Here is a 15163-nt window from a genome sequence, read left to right on the forward strand (position 1 = left end):
TCTGATGCGCTTTATCTTTTACTGAGAAACAACTCAGGGTCTAGCTCATAAGGCAGGGGTTGCAGCTGCAATTCAGGACCTAGAGTATCGGTTAGGTGAATAGCGTGTTCGTCAGCTTGCGCTTTATTGATGACTGCCAATAAGATTGCTTCGCCTTCATCAGACCAACTGGCTAAAACGACCTGCCCAACATTATTCTTATTAATGCTATGCAGTTGATCACCCGCGTTGGGTAGTTTGTCTGTTTTTACCTGTGCGAGGTACATGGGCTTTGTCAGTTTACCGCGATGTTGTAGGCGCGTAACTATCTCCTGACCGGTGTAGCATCCTTTTGTAAAGCTAACTCCTTTCAGTGCCTGCAAATTAGTCATCTGTGGGATGAAAGTTTCTAGCGTAGCGCTGCGCAAGTCAGGAATGCCCGCCTGAATCTCTGCAAGAACCCATTCTTGAGTTGTGCCTAGAGGAGCGAGTCGTGTGAGCTGTGTTAATGCCTCTTCTGCCTCTGCTACTGGTAGCCAAAGTTCGTAACGGTCGCCAGGCACCTTGATGGCGATCTTATTACCGGCGTGAATGGCTTTGTCGGTTTCAGAGGGCACTTTATCAAATAACTTCTCAACTAACGTGCTAGCGCCTGGCCCTATAAGCCCAAATCCAATGATATTATCGCTTTGATCTTCGGCTTCAGCCTTAGAGAACATGATGTATTTTTTAAGATTTTTCAGACCGCCTTCTAGCATATCTTGATGCGTACGTAGCCAGAAACCACCTTCTGTAGAAATAACACGGTACAGCGCTAACATGCCGCCTTTAATATTACAGTGGGCGCCTAAACGGCTGCCTAAATCACTGACATCGCTCATGTCGCAGCTGAGTTGGCCTTGGAGGAATTTTTCTGCTTCAGGGCCTAAAATACTGATGGCTTTGTTATGAACAAGTGGGACTATACATGTTTGACTATCATGCTCTGCAACCGTGATTACTTCGTCGCCCTGCTCAGAAAGTGTGGCTTGATATGTGTGCAATAGTGTTTGCCATTGGCTCATTGTATCTATCCTGTGTAATCGGGTGCGCTATTGGTGAGTCGCCATCTTTTCGCCAAGTTTTACTGCAGACTCAGCTTTTAATGTATCTATCCATTCAATGGCATTCGGGCCAAATAATAAAACAACAGTAGAACCGAGTTTGAAACGTCCCATCTCTTCGCCTTTTTCTAATGTGATAGGGGCTTGAGGCTCAGGGGAGTAGGGGGTTCGCACTGTTTGTTTTAACACGGGTGCTACTTGTCCATCCCATACTGTTTCGATACCCGCGACGATCATTGCGCCGACTAATATCATCGCCATTGGTCCGGCCTCTGTATCAAATATAGCTACTAGGCGTTCATTACGGGCGAACAACTGATCTACATTTTCTGCGGTCGTTTGGTTTACTGAGAATAGGTCACCCGGTACATAAACGGTTTCACGTAGTGTGCCTTTAAATGGCATATGTACACGGTGGTAGTCTCTTGGTGATAAGTATATGGTGGCAAAATAACCGTTTTTAAAGGGGGGAGCGAGTTCTTCATAGCCACCTAGCAATGTTGTTAGGCCATAACCTCGCCCTTTTGCTTGGAAGATTCTACCGTGTTCAATGGCGCCCATTTGGCTGATAGCACCATCTGCCGGAGATACTATAGCAGTAGCAGCTTGATCGATCTCGCGGATCCCTGGTTTTAGCTCGCGGGTGAAGAAGGCATTAAAAGAGGGGTATGCTGTTGGCTCTTCTACTAAGGCTTCTGCCATATTGATACGGTACTTTTTCGCAAACCAGCTTATAAAACGATTTTTAACCCAAGGGTTTGTGCAGTCTGCAAGACGGCCAGCCAAACGAGATAGCAAGTGTTGAGGAACCACATGTTGAAAAAGAATAAAAAGTTGCTGCTTCACCAAAAACTCCAAAAAGTAACGAAAGTATGTGTTTATATTTCGACGGGGGTGTCTTGTGCATTTCCCCATTCGAACCAAGAGCCGTCATAGCATTTTACCTTACTTAGACCCGCATGGAGTGCGGCAATATAAGTGAGGCCTGAACGACGGTGGGTTTGGCAGTGAGTGATAACTGTTTTGTCAGGATCAATACCTGCGGAAGTGATCATTTTCATCAGTGCTTCAGGAGAAGCTAATAAAGGCGGGTGCTGCTGCGCTAATGTATCAGTCCACTCTAACCAGTGAGCGCCAGGGATATGCCCCCCTTTTACAGCATTAACAACTCGTTGGCCTGTATATTCTGCATGTGAGCGTGCATCCCAAATAGAGATGTCGTTAGTCTGTATGTGCGCTAATAAATAGTCTTTATCTGCGATAAGCTCGCTAGAAGCGGATACTGTTAGCGTAGAGGGTGTTGCTTCATTGTTGGTTTGTTCTGTGGAGTAACCCGCAGAACTCCATGCAGACAGCTGGCCATTGAGAAATGACGCATTTTTTAGCCCTGCACAGTGCATTGTCCAGATAAAGCGCCCAGCTAACGGGCCATTTTGATCATCATATACGACGACGTGACTGTTGTGAGTAATGCCGATATCAGAAAATAGTTGAGATAGCTGCTGGTTATTAGGCAGTTTGTTGGCGATGGGGGCTGTACCACATAACAAGCGGCTAGCATCAGCCCAGATGGCGCCTGGGATGTGTTGTTGCATATAGTTATCGTGTGAAGAAAGATCAAGAATAATAAGGTTTTCTTCGTTGATAACGGAAAAAAGTTGGGTTGGATCAATAACCAGAGGGAGAAGCATATTTGTCTCTCGCATAAATGCCGGAAATCGATCATAACGATTTGTGAGTGATGGCTCAATCTGAAAAACTTCTTTTACATACGTTTTAGTGCCAGTGTTGCCGCAGAACAGAGATAGCGAAAGCGCTGATGATGAAATGCGGTGAAGGGTAAGCCAGTTTCACCTGCGTCCGCATATATAATGGCGACGGGTACCTTGCCACGGAAAACTGACATCATTAGACAGTCACTTTCAGGAAGTTGGCTGCTATAGGCATCAGGCATTAGCTTTGTATATTGTTGCTTATTTTCGTTTGTAATCCAGATGCATGCAGGTTTGTCGCATAGCTTTTTAAAGATACTCGGGATTTGTAAATCTATTTGGTAGCTAGCAAAAGGGTGCTCTTTATCTATGCCGACAACTTGTGCAGTTTTCATTTTATGGCTTTTAGTATTCACTAAGTTTAGTGCGATGCGTTGTAAGCCTAAACCTTGCACTAGACCTTGCATCAGCCCCTGAAGAATATGCGCAGGCTTTGTATACAAGTGGTAGTCCTTCACAAAGCGTTCAACGATTTGTTTGTAGATAACTTCATCCAGCAATGTTTCAGGAGTGTGTGTGAGTACTTGTTCTTTAGGTTTTACTTTGGTTGGCGTTTTTTTCTTTTTAGGTTTTGGCTTTTCAGGTATTGGGTACTTAGGTGTGAGAAGTTCAAGCTCACGTTTACCCAGTTTATAGTTATTTGGGTATGACGATGAAATCATCAGCATTTCAGCGGCAGGGGCGAGAGTTCCTGGTGCGTGGTACTCTCTAGATGCTTCTGCACACAAAGTATGTAGCAGTGCCAACGTTTTATCGGTATCTAAGCCAAGGTAATCGCTGATGATATCCGTTGTTTTGATATTACGAGTCGTGCGCCAGCCACGACTAACGATCAAGGAAAGCCAGTTAGCGAGTTTTATTGGAAAGTGACGTTCTTGCGTCAAATGGTTAAGCTCACGTAGCTCTTCCGCACTTAGGCGCGGGTCACTTAAGGCTCTTTGATGTAGCTTATTCAGCAGGCCTTTAGAGGGTGATGTATCTGGGTCTTGTGCTTGTAATGTAAGTTCAGAAAATCCCCAGTGCTCAGATAAGCCCATGGATATCTGTTGCATGGTGCAACCCAGGATATCGTGCTCGGCTAAGGTTGGATCAATATTCTCTTCCCATATTTTTATACGTACTTTGTGCATGTGCAAGGGCGCATTTAGCCATAATGCCCATAAGCCTATGCTGTAAAAAAGAGACGCTAGATAGACCTCTTCGGTAAATGGAAGGCGCTTCATCTGTTGCCAAGTACGCGCTTGTATTGCTGCGTGGTGGCTATTAGCTACGGTACGTAAGTATTGCTTTTGCTGCACACTCGATGGGTTAAGCTTAACCGGCTGAAGTGTTTTGGACAGCTGAATTAATGGGTCTATTCCTAGAGAGGAAACGGCATGCTCAATACTGGTTACGTGGGAGCCTTTTTTTGCATGTTTTTTTTCAGCAGCCCTTACCACATGTAGACATAATACTGGGTCAGATCGAACCAGTGCCGTTAAATGGCTGATCATGGTTGAGTCTTTGCTAAGCAGTATTTTTAAACGCTTGAGGCTGCTGGCACGCACAGGGAAAGATTTGTCTTTGAGGTAATCCACCCAGGCATCAACGCCATAGAGGATCTTGCTCCCTTCTTCAGCTTCCTGAATCTGTGCCTGCTCTTCCATCACAACTCTCTTTGTTGGTACTTAAATGTAGTGTTACCTAAAACAATGTAGCAAAACCCGGTGGTATTTATCCCTGCTCCAACAGCGATCCTAAAATACGCTGGTAACTTTCCATGCGGCTAGCACTGACGTCACCGTTCTCGATAGCTCCCAGTATAGCGCACCCCGGCTCTTGGTCATGTTTGCAGTCTCTGAATTTGCAGTGCCCGATAAAAGGACGAAACTCTACGAAGCCATCGAGCAATTTTTCGGGCTTAATGTGCCACAGTGCAAACTCTCTTATTCCTGGGGAGTCGATAAGGTCTCCTCCTTTAGGGAAATGGAATAAGCGTGCTGTCGTCGTCGTATGCTTTCCTTTACGGGACAGTTCTGACAATTCACCTACCTTTATGTCGACACCTGGCAGCAATACATTAATTAAAGATGATTTGCCTACACCCGATTGACCAACAAATACGCTAATTTTTCCATCCAGTTCGGCGAGTAAAGGATCGAGTCCTTGTTCAAGCGTTGTAGATGCCATGAGTACCCGGTAGCCAATCTTACGATACCTAGCTAAGAGATCATCCATTTCCTGTCGATTATCATCAGTAATTAAATCAGCTTTGTTTAATAACAAAACAGGTTCTATTTCACTGAGCTCTGCGGCAACTAAGTAGCGGTCGATCAAGTTAGCGAAGGGGGTTGGTTCCACCGCAAAAGTGATAATAAGTCGGTCAATATTAGCCGCTACAGGTTTAAGTTCTCCGTGGTTGGTTGGGCGAATTAACTCACTGGTACGGGGCAGGGAGGCAACCACAACACCGTGCTCAAGTCCTGCCCTCCAGACAACTCTATCACCTGTGACGAGTTGGCCTAAGTGAGTACGCAGGTGGCAGCGAAAGATCTGGCCGGCTTTCTCTCCATCGCGTGCTTCTACATCAACCTGTTTGCCAAAGTGGGAAATAATCAGCCCTTCTTCTTCTGGGCCAAGGTCCCCTCCTTCTAGCTGTTTCTCTACCTTGCTGTCTTTACGTGCCGCACGGTCGGCACGTTCTTGTTGTACTTTTTCTATACGCCATGCCTGACGGCGATTAACTTTACGTTTTGCCATTAAAAATAACTACCTAGTCATCTCACCGAAATATCGTGCTTCGTGGTAAGGTATTCTGAATTGTGAATCATTATAGAGTGCTATCAATTTAATTAAGAGGAATATATATGTCGCGTAAAGATAATCTCATCTGGATCGATCTGGAAATGACCGGTTTGGATCCTGATACTGATTATATTATCGAGATAGCAACGATTGTGACGGATGCTAATCTAAACGTTCTGGCAGAAGGGCCTTCATTGGTTATTCATCAACCCGAAGCGGTTATGGATAATATGAATGAGTGGTGCGTTAAGCAACATGGCAAGTCTGGTCTGACTCAGCGGGTACACGAAAGCAATGTTAGCGAGCGTGAAGCTGAGCAACAAACCATCGCTTTTATTGCTGAGTATGTGGATAAAGGCGCATCTCCGATTTGTGGTAACAGCATTGGTCAAGACAGGCGCTTCTTAAATCGTTATATGCCAGAACTGGAAAACTACTTTCATTATCGTAATTTAGACGTAAGCACCATAAAAGAGTTGGCACGTCGTTGGAAGCCTGAACTATTAAGCCATTTCACTAAGCAAGGGTCGCATTTGGCCATGGATGATATCCGTGACTCAATTGCCGAATTACAACACTATCGAGCGAATTTTTTTAAAGAATAATGTCCTTACTTCCTTCAGATTCTGCTGTGTCAGTGAGCGTGCCGCTAGATAACGTTCGCGGTCCGTTAATGCCCGGCGACCTAGCGATGTGGATTTTTATCATTGCTGAGCTCTCTGTATTTGCATTGCTGTTTCTATTGTTTAGTTATATGCGAAGCAGTAATGCGGATCTTTTTCTAGCAGGCCAACAAACACTGCACCCTCAAGCCGGCTTGCTGAATACGCTAGCGCTACTCACATCGAGCGCATGTGTTGCTCAGGCTGTGCATGCCATTCGCCAGCGTCACGCTAGTGCGCTGTGGTGGTTATTACTAAGTATTCCCGTAGGCGCTATTTATATTGTTGTTAAATTATGGGAGTACCAGCAGTTAGCTCAGCAAGGTTATGACCTTGATACAAACCATTTTTATACAGGGTACTTTTTGTTAACAGGTTTCCACTTATTGCATGTTGTGTTGGGTATCGTGATTTTGGTATTTATGTCAGTACGTTTATGGCGCGGCGCATATTCACCAGCGCAAATGAGTGGTTTGGAAAGTGGCGCATGTTATTGGCACATGGTCGATCTGGTTTGGGTTATCCTTTTTCCTCTGATTTATGTGATTCACTGATGAAGCATCCTTTCACTATTTGGCTGATATTAATTCTCTTAACCTTAACCATGTTTATGTTAGGTGAAGTGCAGCCGAGCTCAGAAGTTATCATGCTGGTATTAATGATATCAGCCATAAAAGGCGTACTGATTGTCGCAGGATTCATGGAATTAGCCGGTGTGAAGCATCTGATTCAGCGAGGTTTGATGCTGTATTCACCTGTACTTGTTCTTCTGATAGCGCTTTTATTGCTATAAAAGTATTGAGTGTTCTTGGTAAGCATATAATCAATTTATGATGATCTATTGGTTAGCGTAACGCCACCAATCACCAGCGCACCTCCTAGTAACATAGATATTAATATTGGCTCCCCTAATAACAACATGGCCAGTAATACACCGAAAACAGGTACTAGATTGGTAAAAACCACTGTTCTTGAGGCGCCAATTGCTTTGACGCCTTGGTAATACCATACAAAGCAGATGACTGTGCCAAATGCTCCCAAATAGATGATCGCTCCAACAGACAGCCAAGAGAGTTGATTGAAATCTATCGGAGGAGGGTTTAATAGCATCGCCACCGTTAGCAGAAGCAACCCCCATAATGCGGCATAAGTCGTCGCTGCGAGAGCACTAAGGCCTTTGAGCGCATAACGCCCAATAATGGTATATGTCGCCCAACTCATGACAGCACACAACATATAAATCTCCCCTTGGCCAAACGCGTTAGACAAGTTGTGTGCTGCGCCTGACAGATCTCCTCGAGTGACAATAATAGCGGCTCCGATGAAAGCCAGTGCGATTCCCAGCCAACGAGTCATTCCTAGGCGTTCACCAAATAGGAGGCCGAGAATTAATGCGGTGGTAATTGGGTTTAGTGAAACAAGTAAGGCTGTTCTCCCTGCTGGAAGCGTTGATAGTGCCGCAAAAAAGCATAAGTTGTAGAGAAATACGCCGGTAGCACCTAAGCAGAAAGTGACTAATAGTTGTTGTACGGTTAGCTTGGGTAGTCCGTCTTCAGTTTTGTAAGCCCAAGCGATAAGTAATATGACGGCTACAAAAAACCTTCCAGTAGCAGCGGCCATAGGCGGTAGTGTTTCCATCAAAGAGTGCCCAGCGATAAATGTACCTCCCCAGACAAAAGCTACTACTATTAGCTTCAGATAAATGCCTATTAATGGTGCTGTTGATACAGGTGCTGTCATGGAAAAGTATCCAGAGATGAAATAAGCTACATAATCTACTTCATGTAACTTCATAGTAAAATGAGCGATTACTCATGACAAATAATCAGTTAGAAGCGTTTGTGATGGTTGCTGATTATCGCAGCTTTACAGCGGCTGCATTGCATCTGGGTATTAGCCAGTCTGCTGTGTCACATGCGATTCGCTCGCTTGAAAAAGAGTTAGATGTGCAGCTATTCATACGTTTAAAAGCGGATGCTGAGTTGACTGAAGTAGGCGCTCGATTATTACTACGTGCGCGAGAAATGATGGGTTTATACGAAACTATCCGCCAAGAGGCTGCAGATGCACAGGGTTTAAAAACGGGAACGTTGCGCATTGGCTCCTTTGGGCCGAGTTCCTCTTTAAGGTTGCTACCCGCGTTACTTCATGAGTATCGTCGCCAATACCCAATGATAGAGGTTCATATTGATGAAGGGCCTGATCAGGACGTAAAGCAATGGATTCTTGATAGACGTATTGACGTAGGTTTTGTTGTCTTGCCTGAAGAGCGCTTTGAAACACACGAGCTTGTTAAAGATCAGATGGTAGCATTGCTGCCTCCAAACCATTCGTTAGCCACACAAGCGAGCGTTCGCTTAGATGAGTTATGTAACGATCCGTTTATTATGACAGAGGCTGGTTCAGCAAAAATTGTCACATCCTTGTTTCATACCGAAAACCTCATTCCCAATGTACATTTTCGCAGTGCCCAAGTAATAAGTACTCTCGCGTTGGTGGCCAGAGATGAGGGCGTCACTATATTAGCCGAACTTGCTTTGCCCGGCATTAAGCAATTAGAGACGGGGCAATTACAGACCGAGCAAGCATATCTAGTAAAACCATTATCCCCACCTGTTTTTAGACATATAGGGTTAGCTATTCATAGTAAAAAGAGAGCTTCCCCTGCGGCATTGGCATTTATTAAAATTGCTAAGAAAATGGATCTAAGCAAGCTTCTATTACAGAAGTAGCTTTCACGTTAAGTGGCTATTTAAGTGAGAATATGAGGTGCTTTAATCAATAAGATGTATTTTTAATATATTATTTGGTTTTACTTGATATTGGTCAATTGTTTCCTGCCCACAACTTTTCATAATAGCCCCACCTGAATCTTAACTGTGCAATCTGGCCCTCTCTTGGGTGACGGAGCTTTATATGAATGAAACATTCACAAAAGCCATGGCAAGAAATATTTTTTATGGAGGAAGTCTGTTCTTCATATTGGTATTTCTTGGCTTGACTTATCACACTGAAAAGGTGCTTCCCGAGCGGGATCATCGCGAAAATATTACCGAAGAAGTTGTTCTAGGCAAAAAGGTCTGGGAAGAAAACAACTGTATCGGTTGCCATACCTTATTGGGTGAAGGTGCTTATTTCGCACCGGAGCTAGGTAATGTCTATACACGCTTTGGCGGCAGCAAAGAGGCGATTATGGCATTTATCAAATATCGCCCAGTAGAGGGTGTTGAAGGACGCCGTAGCATGCCACAGTTCAACCTTTCAGATGAAGAGTTGGAAGCACTGGCTGAATTCCTCAAATGGACTTCAGAAATTAACACCAGTAACTGGCCACCTAATATTCAGGGTTGAGGCGAAGGAGCATCAATATGAAGTATGAATCTCAAAAGGTTGCGCGACTGTATTTTATCGCTGCATTAGGCCTCTTTCTGGGGCAAATCTTGTTTGGCCTGATCATGGGGCTGCAGTACGTTATCGGGGACTTCATGTTTCCGGCGATTCCATTTAACGTTGCACGCATGGTGCATACTAATCTCTTAATCGTTTGGCTGTTGTTTGGTTTTATGGGTGCCGCTTATTTCATGATTCCAGAAGAATCAGAAACAGAGTTGTGGAGCCCTAAACTGGCCATCGTGCTTTTCTGGGTCTTTTTGGTTGCAGGCGCACTAACAATTCTTGGCTATCTGCTAGTGCCGTATGCGCGCTTGGCTGAGATGACCGGGAATGATATTTTGCCAACCATGGGACGTGAGTTTCTAGAGCAACCACTGCTTACTAAAATCGGTATTGTGATTGTTGCATTGGGTTTTGTATTCAATGTAGGAATGACAGTACTACGTGGCCGTAAAACTGTTATCAGCAGCATCTTGATGATTGGCTTGATTGGTTTGGCTGTGATGTTCCTCTTTTCTTTCTACAATCCTGAAAACTTGGTACGTGACAAGTTCTACTGGTGGTGGGTTGTCCATCTTTGGGTTGAAGGTGTGTGGGAATTGATTCTTGGTTCATTGTTGGCATTCGTGTTGATTAAAGTCACCGGTGTTGACCGTGAAGTGATTGAAAAATGGCTTTACATGATCGTTGCTATGGCGCTGATTACTGGAATATTGGGTACAGGGCATCATTACTTCTGGATTGGTGCGCCTGAGTACTGGCAGTGGTTGGGTTCTGTATTCTCTGCGATGGAGCCAATTCCATTCTTTATGATGACATTGTTTGCTTTCAATATGGTGAATAAACGTCGTCGTGAGCATCCTAATAGAGCTGCTATTCTCTGGGCTATGGGTACGGGTGTAATGGCTTTCTTGGGTGCAGGTGTATGGGGCTTCCTACACACATTGGCACCGGTTAATTACTATACACACGGTACACAGTTGACTGCTGCGCATGGTCATATGGCTTTCTATGGAGCTTATGCAATGGTGGTCATGTGTATTATTTCTTATGCAATGCCGTTAATGCGTGGTCGTATTGCTAACAGTAACCGCTCTCAGGTCGCTGAAATGTGGGGCTTCTGGTTGATGACGGTATCCATGGTGTTTATCACCTTGTTCTTGACCGCTGCCGGTGTTGTTCAAGTGTGGCTACAGCGCTATACCGAAACACCGCTGCCATTTATGGTTGTCCAAGACAAAATTGCTATCTTCTTTTGGTTACGTGAATTGGCCGGGGTGTTCTTCCTGGGTGGGTTAGGTGTGTATCTGTGGAGTTTCTTTATTGGAACTGATGCAGAAGCCGCGCGTGATAATGCAAAAGTATTAGCAAAAGTAAACACAAAAGCGACTGACGAAAGTACTCAAGAAACCGCTCGAGCGTAAGCTCATACGGCGCTTTGGTTGATAAAGCCAAAGCGCTTCTTTTTTTCAAATTCTTACGGAGCTTCTTATGTCTTCTGCTAACACAGTTGAGCTGAATCTTGGTGCCGACAATGAAGCCGCGCCTTTTTACCTGCCACAACATAACGAAGTAGAGCTGTTTACGCATGCTTATGAGAACCAGTTGCCAGTCTTGATTAAAGGCCCAACTGGCTGTGGTAAAACGCGTTTCATTAGTCATATGGCCGAGCGTTTGGGACTGCCTTTGCATACAGTTTCTTGTCATGACGACTTAACTGCTTCTGATCTAGTGGGCCGTTACCTGATCGGCGATGGTATGACTCAGTGGCATGATGGCCCTTTAACGCGGGCTGTTCGTGAGGGCGGTATCTGTTATCTGGATGAAGTAGTTGAAGCACGTAAAGACACTACCGTGGTTATTCACCCGTTGACCGATGATCGTCGCATTTTACCGATCGACCGTACCAATGAGCTGCTGCATGCGCCTAAAAATTTCATGCTGGTGGTCTCTTATAATCCGGGTTATCAAAACCTGATGAAAGGACTTAAACCTAGTACGCGACAGCGCTTTATTTCAATGAGTTTTAACTACTTAAAGCCCGAAGAAGAGAAGCGTGTTATTGAAGCAGAAACGGGATTAGATTCAGCCAATGCACAACGGCTTATTAATCTAGCTATTGGTTTGCGTGGCTTAAAAGATATGGATTTAGAAGAGGGTGCAAGCACACGTCTTCTGGTATATGCCGCTACCTTGATAAAAGCAGGGTTTGATCCTGTTGAAGCGTGCAGAGCGGGTTTGGTTGAATCGCTCACTGATGATGAAGATACCATTACTGCGTTGATGGAAGTGGTAAGAGCTAACTTTTAATCATTTGTTGGCAGTAACTCTTTTGGCAGTCACTTCTTATAGCAGTGTCTTCTATTGTGCTGTGAGTATTATTAATGAGGTCATCCGATGGAAGAGCAGGTAGGTAAGTATTGGGATCGGTTGATTAGGCGAATGGCTGACCCTGCCTGGGAACATGAAGCCGTGACCCTAGATAGCGTTCGCAAGCCTCTCTCCATTTTTTTTCGTACTTTAGGTGGTGATGGAAGGTTGAGCATTCGTGCTTCTGTGCAGACAGAATCCTCACAGCGGCGTCACTGGCTACAACGAGTGGCGGGTAGCGGTAAACGCATCTCACTTGCGTGGCGTAGCGCTGAGACGCTACACCTTCCAGATTGTATTAATTTATTTCCTAAGGCAGATCTCAATCGAGAACTGTATTACTGGTTAGCTGCCATGGCGACGGCCCCCGCTTTTGATGACCTTGGTTGGATTGCCCGTAGCCAGAAACAAGTGCTGTTTATTCTACAGCGCTACCCAGGTCTGGTTGATCGTTATCATCGTTTGGTGACAGCGGCTATCAGCTTGCGCCCTAATGTGGATAAGTTGAATGCAGAAGAAAGCGCTCAAGAACGAGATATTCAAAAAGCTTTGTACTCCCCAGGTGCAGTTGAGTCGTTAAGTGAATGCTCGCGTGATCCGTTGCCAGTGCTCTTGTGGTTACATCCGTCACCTCCTCAAAGCGCTATTGCCAGTGAAGTTTGTCATTCGGCTAGCCAGCAAGAGCCCTCCTCACAAGGAGAGACTAAACAGTCTGAACAGCAGCGTAAGCGAAAAGCTAAGCGTAAAAAAGCGGATAATAACAAAGGTGGTTTGCTAACGTTACGTCATGAGACTAGTCTTTTTAGTGTGGCTGAAGTGGCCAATCTTGATCGTTCTGAAGATGAAGACGATGACCTGCAAGACGCGGAAAACAATGCTAATGAGATGGATGAACTTACCATCACCCGTGATAACAATACGACGGCTAAGAGGGTTCGCTTTGATTTAGATCTTCCTTCAGCTGAAGAGGAGGAAGTTATTCTAGGTGAAGGGCATTTGTTACCCGAGTGGGACTTTAGAAAACAGATATTAGTGAAAGATCACTGCAGTCTTTTGACCATTAAAGCAGCGGTAACAGATGCGGGAGAGCTGCCAGAAAGGCTCAGGCCTGCCGCGCGGCGTTTACGTCGTCAATTTATGGCATTACGTCCCCAGTCTACTTGGGTTAAGCATCAGGAAGAGGGCAGTGAGCTTGATCTTGAGGCGTATCTTAAGTTTCGAGGCCAACGTGCTGCTGGACAACAGGTTGAAGAGCCGCGTTTATATTCTGCCTTAGAGAAAAAAGAGAGAGATCTGGCGTGTTTGTTATTGGCCGATTTGTCACTATCTACCGATGCTTGGGTGGGTGATCAGGCAAGAGTCATCGATATTATCCGGGATAGCTTGTACCTGTTTAGTGAAGCGTTACAGCAAACCGGTGATCAGTTCTCAATATGTGGCTTCTCTTCGCGCTACCGTAACCATGTACGTTTTCATATGCTTAAAGGTTTTAATCAAGCTTATGGCCGCCAGGCGCGCCAGCAAATTGAAGCGATTAAGCCTGGTTATTACACGCGTATGGGGGCTGCCATTCGTCGTTCTACTGAATTGTTAAATTTGCAGCCTCAAAAGCAAAAGCTTCTGTTAATTTTGACTGACGGTAAGCCAAATGATTTAGACTATTATGAAGGCCGCTACGGTATTGAAGATACGCGTATGGCCATTATCGAAGCCCGTAAAGCTGGCCTCATTCCTTTTTGTATCACTATCGATGAAGAAGCAGAAGACTATTTGCCTTATCTATTTGGGCGCGGCCATTACACTTTAATTAGACGAGCCGCTGAGTTGCCCGCTAAGCTACCGCAGCTCTATGCGCGCCTCACTTCTTAAAAAGGCTTTGGCTGGCCGGGTTATTCCAAGTCATTTTAGCTGAATAGGCGATAGTAGCGTTTGGCCGTTTGATAATCGCTTTATAGCCCAATCAATGTGCTCAGTTACCATCTCTGAGCAGTGCGGGCGTTTGGCTTTTAAGGCGTCGATTACTTCTTTTCCACCACCGCTATTGCCCAAAGCAACGGCGATGTTGCGTAACCAGCCTTCGTATCCTGTGCGACGAATAGCGGAGCCTTCTGTACGTTTTAAAAATGCCGCTTCATTCCAGTTGAATAGGTCAATCAAAGAGACGTCATCCAGCTGGTGGCGCGGATGAAAGTCTGATTCTGCCGTATGTTTGGCAAAGCGATTCCATGGGCATACCAATTGGCAATCATCGCAGCCAAAGATTCGATTTCCCATCAGTGGCCGTAGCTCTTCTGGAATGGCGCCTTTTTTCTCGATCGTTAGATAAGAGATGCAACGTGTAGCATCTAACTCATAGGGTCCGGTAAAAGCCTTGGTTGGGCAGATATCAAGGCAGGCAGTACAAGAGCCGCAATGTTGTTTCTCTATAGGAGGGTCTGTCGGCAGTGGTAAATCGATAAATAGCTCACCCAGAAAAAACCACGAGCCTGCATGTCGGTTCAGAATGAGGGTATGTTTTCCAGTCCAGCCAATACCGGCTTGTTGTGCAATAGGGCGCTCCATGACAGGGGCGCTATCGACAAAGGCGCGATAGCCCATATTTCCGGCGGCTTCTGCGATGCGCTTTCCTAACTGTGTTAGGCGTTTGCGCATCATTTTGTGATAATCCCGACCTAGCGTATAGCGTGCGATATAGGCTTTTTCTGGGGAATTAAGCACCTTCAAAGAAGAAAAAGCAGGCGGTGTATAATCCATTCTGACGCTGATAATACGACAGCTTCCAGGGACCAGTAAGTAAGGATCACGGCGCTTGTCAGTATTTGTTGCAAGGTAGTTCATCTCCCCGTGATACTGTTTTTCTAGCCATTTGTGTAATTGATTGGCGTCTTCTTCAAGGTCCGGATCAACAATGCCGCATTCTTGAAAGCCAGCTTCTGCTGCCCAAAGATGGACTTGTGCCGCTAATGCCGTCAATTTTTCATCAGACAGCTCTGGAGCAGATAGCTGTACTGGTTGAATAGGTGTCGATAAAACAGAATCAGTCACGATCAATACTTGCCTGTTAAGCTATCGCTTCAACTATAATGAATAGAGTCACACA

The 15163-nt window shown here is 45.2% G+C and carries 15 protein-coding genes; 8 read left to right on the forward strand and 7 right to left on the reverse strand.

Features of this window, described 5'->3' with window-relative positions; genetic code table 11:
• Positions 1 to 11: 11 nt before the first annotated feature.
• The 5 genes from ygfZ to rsgA form a co-directional block, all read right to left on the reverse strand.
• A complete protein-coding gene (gene ygfZ / locus G511_RS0112200; protein WP_051221985.1) occupies positions 12 to 1043 on the reverse strand; it encodes a CAF17-like 4Fe-4S cluster assembly/insertion protein YgfZ in 1032 nt (343 codons plus the stop codon).
• Between the two features lie 27 nt (positions 1044 to 1070).
• Positions 1071 to 1928, reverse strand: a complete 858-nt coding sequence (gene asd / locus G511_RS0112205) for an archaetidylserine decarboxylase (protein ID WP_028469875.1) — start codon at positions 1926 to 1928, stop codon at positions 1071 to 1073.
• Positions 1929 to 1960: 32 nt separating this feature from the next.
• Positions 1961 to 2773, reverse strand: a complete 813-nt coding sequence (locus G511_RS0112210) for a sulfurtransferase (RefSeq protein ID WP_028469876.1) — start codon at positions 2771 to 2773, stop codon at positions 1961 to 1963.
• A 74-nt stretch (positions 2774 to 2847) separates the two neighbouring features.
• A complete protein-coding gene (locus G511_RS0112215) occupies positions 2848 to 4500 on the reverse strand; it encodes an HDOD domain-containing protein (protein ID WP_051221987.1) in 1653 nt (550 codons plus the stop codon).
• Positions 4501 to 4567: 67 nt separating this feature from the next.
• Positions 4568 to 5593, reverse strand: a complete 1026-nt coding sequence (gene rsgA, locus G511_RS0112220) for a small ribosomal subunit biogenesis GTPase RsgA (RefSeq protein ID WP_028469878.1) — start codon at positions 5591 to 5593, stop codon at positions 4568 to 4570.
• A 107-nt stretch (positions 5594 to 5700) separates the two neighbouring features.
• On the opposite strand from rsgA, the gene orn reads away from it, so the two are divergent.
• The 3 genes from orn to G511_RS0112235 are packed head-to-tail and all read left to right on the forward strand — an operon-like array spanning position 5701 to position 7093.
• On the forward strand, positions 5701 to 6243 hold the full coding sequence (gene orn, locus G511_RS0112225; protein ID WP_028469879.1) for an oligoribonuclease: 543 nt from the start codon (positions 5701 to 5703) through the stop codon (positions 6241 to 6243).
• A complete protein-coding gene (locus G511_RS0112230; RefSeq protein ID WP_211224902.1) occupies positions 6243 to 6854 on the forward strand; it encodes a cytochrome c oxidase subunit 3 family protein in 612 nt (203 codons plus the stop codon). Before orn ends, G511_RS0112230 begins: the two co-directional genes overlap by 1 nt.
• Positions 6854 to 7093, forward strand: coding sequence for a cytochrome C oxidase subunit IV family protein (locus tag G511_RS0112235; protein ID WP_028469881.1), 240 nt, complete (start codon positions 6854 to 6856; stop codon positions 7091 to 7093). The genes G511_RS0112230 and G511_RS0112235 overlap by 1 nt, the downstream gene beginning before the upstream one ends.
• A gap of 35 nt (positions 7094 to 7128) precedes the next feature.
• Here G511_RS0112235 and G511_RS0112240 read toward each other — a convergent pair whose 3' ends face one another.
• A complete protein-coding gene (locus G511_RS0112240; RefSeq protein ID WP_028469882.1) occupies positions 7129 to 8040 on the reverse strand; it encodes a DMT family transporter in 912 nt (303 codons plus the stop codon).
• Between the two features lie 74 nt (positions 8041 to 8114).
• Here G511_RS0112240 and G511_RS0112245 point away from each other — a divergent pair, with 74 nt between their 5' ends.
• The 5 genes from G511_RS0112245 (at position 8115) to G511_RS0112265 (ending at position 13932) form a co-directional block, all read left to right on the forward strand.
• Positions 8115 to 9032 (forward strand): LysR family transcriptional regulator, encoded by a 918-nt coding sequence (locus G511_RS0112245; protein ID WP_028469883.1) that lies wholly within the window; start codon positions 8115 to 8117, stop codon positions 9030 to 9032.
• A gap of 184 nt (positions 9033 to 9216) precedes the next feature.
• Complete coding sequence (locus G511_RS0112250; protein ID WP_028469884.1) at positions 9217 to 9651, forward strand: c-type cytochrome; 435 nt, start codon at positions 9217 to 9219, stop codon at positions 9649 to 9651.
• Between the two features lie 17 nt (positions 9652 to 9668).
• Positions 9669 to 11117 carry a cbb3-type cytochrome c oxidase subunit I gene (locus G511_RS22755; RefSeq protein WP_084629098.1) on the forward strand — a complete coding sequence of 483 codons (1449 nt, stop codon included), beginning with the start codon at positions 9669 to 9671 and terminating at the stop codon, positions 11115 to 11117.
• Between the two features lie 67 nt (positions 11118 to 11184).
• The gene (locus G511_RS0112260) at positions 11185 to 12003 is read left to right on the forward strand and encodes a CbbQ/NirQ/NorQ/GpvN family protein (RefSeq protein ID WP_051221989.1); all 819 of its coding nucleotides are present in this window, start codon (positions 11185 to 11187) and stop codon (positions 12001 to 12003) included.
• An 87-nt stretch (positions 12004 to 12090) separates the two neighbouring features.
• Positions 12091 to 13932 (forward strand): nitric oxide reductase activation protein NorD, encoded by a 1842-nt coding sequence (locus tag G511_RS0112265; RefSeq protein ID WP_028469886.1) that lies wholly within the window; start codon positions 12091 to 12093, stop codon positions 13930 to 13932.
• Positions 13933 to 13962: 30 nt separating this feature from the next.
• On the opposite strand, the gene queG is transcribed toward G511_RS0112265, so the two are convergent.
• Complete coding sequence (queG, locus tag G511_RS0112270) at positions 13963 to 15108, reverse strand: tRNA epoxyqueuosine(34) reductase QueG (RefSeq protein WP_051221991.1); 1146 nt, start codon at positions 15106 to 15108, stop codon at positions 13963 to 13965.
• Positions 15109 to 15163: the final 55 nt, after the last annotated feature.

The organism is Neptunomonas japonica DSM 18939, assembly GCF_000422765.1.
Lineage (GTDB): Bacteria > Pseudomonadota > Gammaproteobacteria > Pseudomonadales > Balneatricaceae > Neptunomonas > Neptunomonas japonica.

Excerpts from the sequence above, each read along its gene's own strand:
- G511_RS0112230 (WP_211224902.1), top strand. The coding sequence starts at position 6,243 with ATGTCCTTACTTCCTTCAGATTCTGCTGTGTCAGTGAGCGTGCCGCTA.
- G511_RS0112240 (WP_028469882.1), bottom strand. The coding sequence starts at position 8,040 with ATGACAGCACCTGTATCAACAGCACCATTAATAGGCATTTATCTGAAG.
- G511_RS0112250 (WP_028469884.1), top strand. The coding sequence starts at position 9,217 with ATGAATGAAACATTCACAAAAGCCATGGCAAGAAATATTTTTTATGGA.
- rsgA (WP_028469878.1), bottom strand. The coding sequence starts at position 5,593 with ATGGCAAAACGTAAAGTTAATCGCCGTCAGGCATGGCGTATAGAAAAA.
- G511_RS22755 (WP_084629098.1), top strand. The coding sequence starts at position 9,669 with ATGAAGTATGAATCTCAAAAGGTTGCGCGACTGTATTTTATCGCTGCA.
- orn (WP_028469879.1), top strand. The coding sequence starts at position 5,701 with ATGTCGCGTAAAGATAATCTCATCTGGATCGATCTGGAAATGACCGGT.
- ygfZ (WP_051221985.1), bottom strand. The coding sequence starts at position 1,043 with ATGAGCCAATGGCAAACACTATTGCACACATATCAAGCCACACTTTCT.
- G511_RS0112210 (WP_028469876.1), bottom strand. The coding sequence starts at position 2,773 with ATGCTTCTCCCTCTGGTTATTGATCCAACCCAACTTTTTTCCGTTATC.
- G511_RS0112260 (WP_051221989.1), top strand. The coding sequence starts at position 11,185 with ATGTCTTCTGCTAACACAGTTGAGCTGAATCTTGGTGCCGACAATGAA.
- G511_RS0112235 (WP_028469881.1), top strand. The coding sequence starts at position 6,854 with ATGAAGCATCCTTTCACTATTTGGCTGATATTAATTCTCTTAACCTTA.
- G511_RS0112215 (WP_051221987.1), bottom strand. The coding sequence starts at position 4,500 with ATGGAAGAGCAGGCACAGATTCAGGAAGCTGAAGAAGGGAGCAAGATC.
- G511_RS0112265 (WP_028469886.1), top strand. The coding sequence starts at position 12,091 with ATGGAAGAGCAGGTAGGTAAGTATTGGGATCGGTTGATTAGGCGAATG.
- G511_RS0112245 (WP_028469883.1), top strand. The coding sequence starts at position 8,115 with ATGACAAATAATCAGTTAGAAGCGTTTGTGATGGTTGCTGATTATCGC.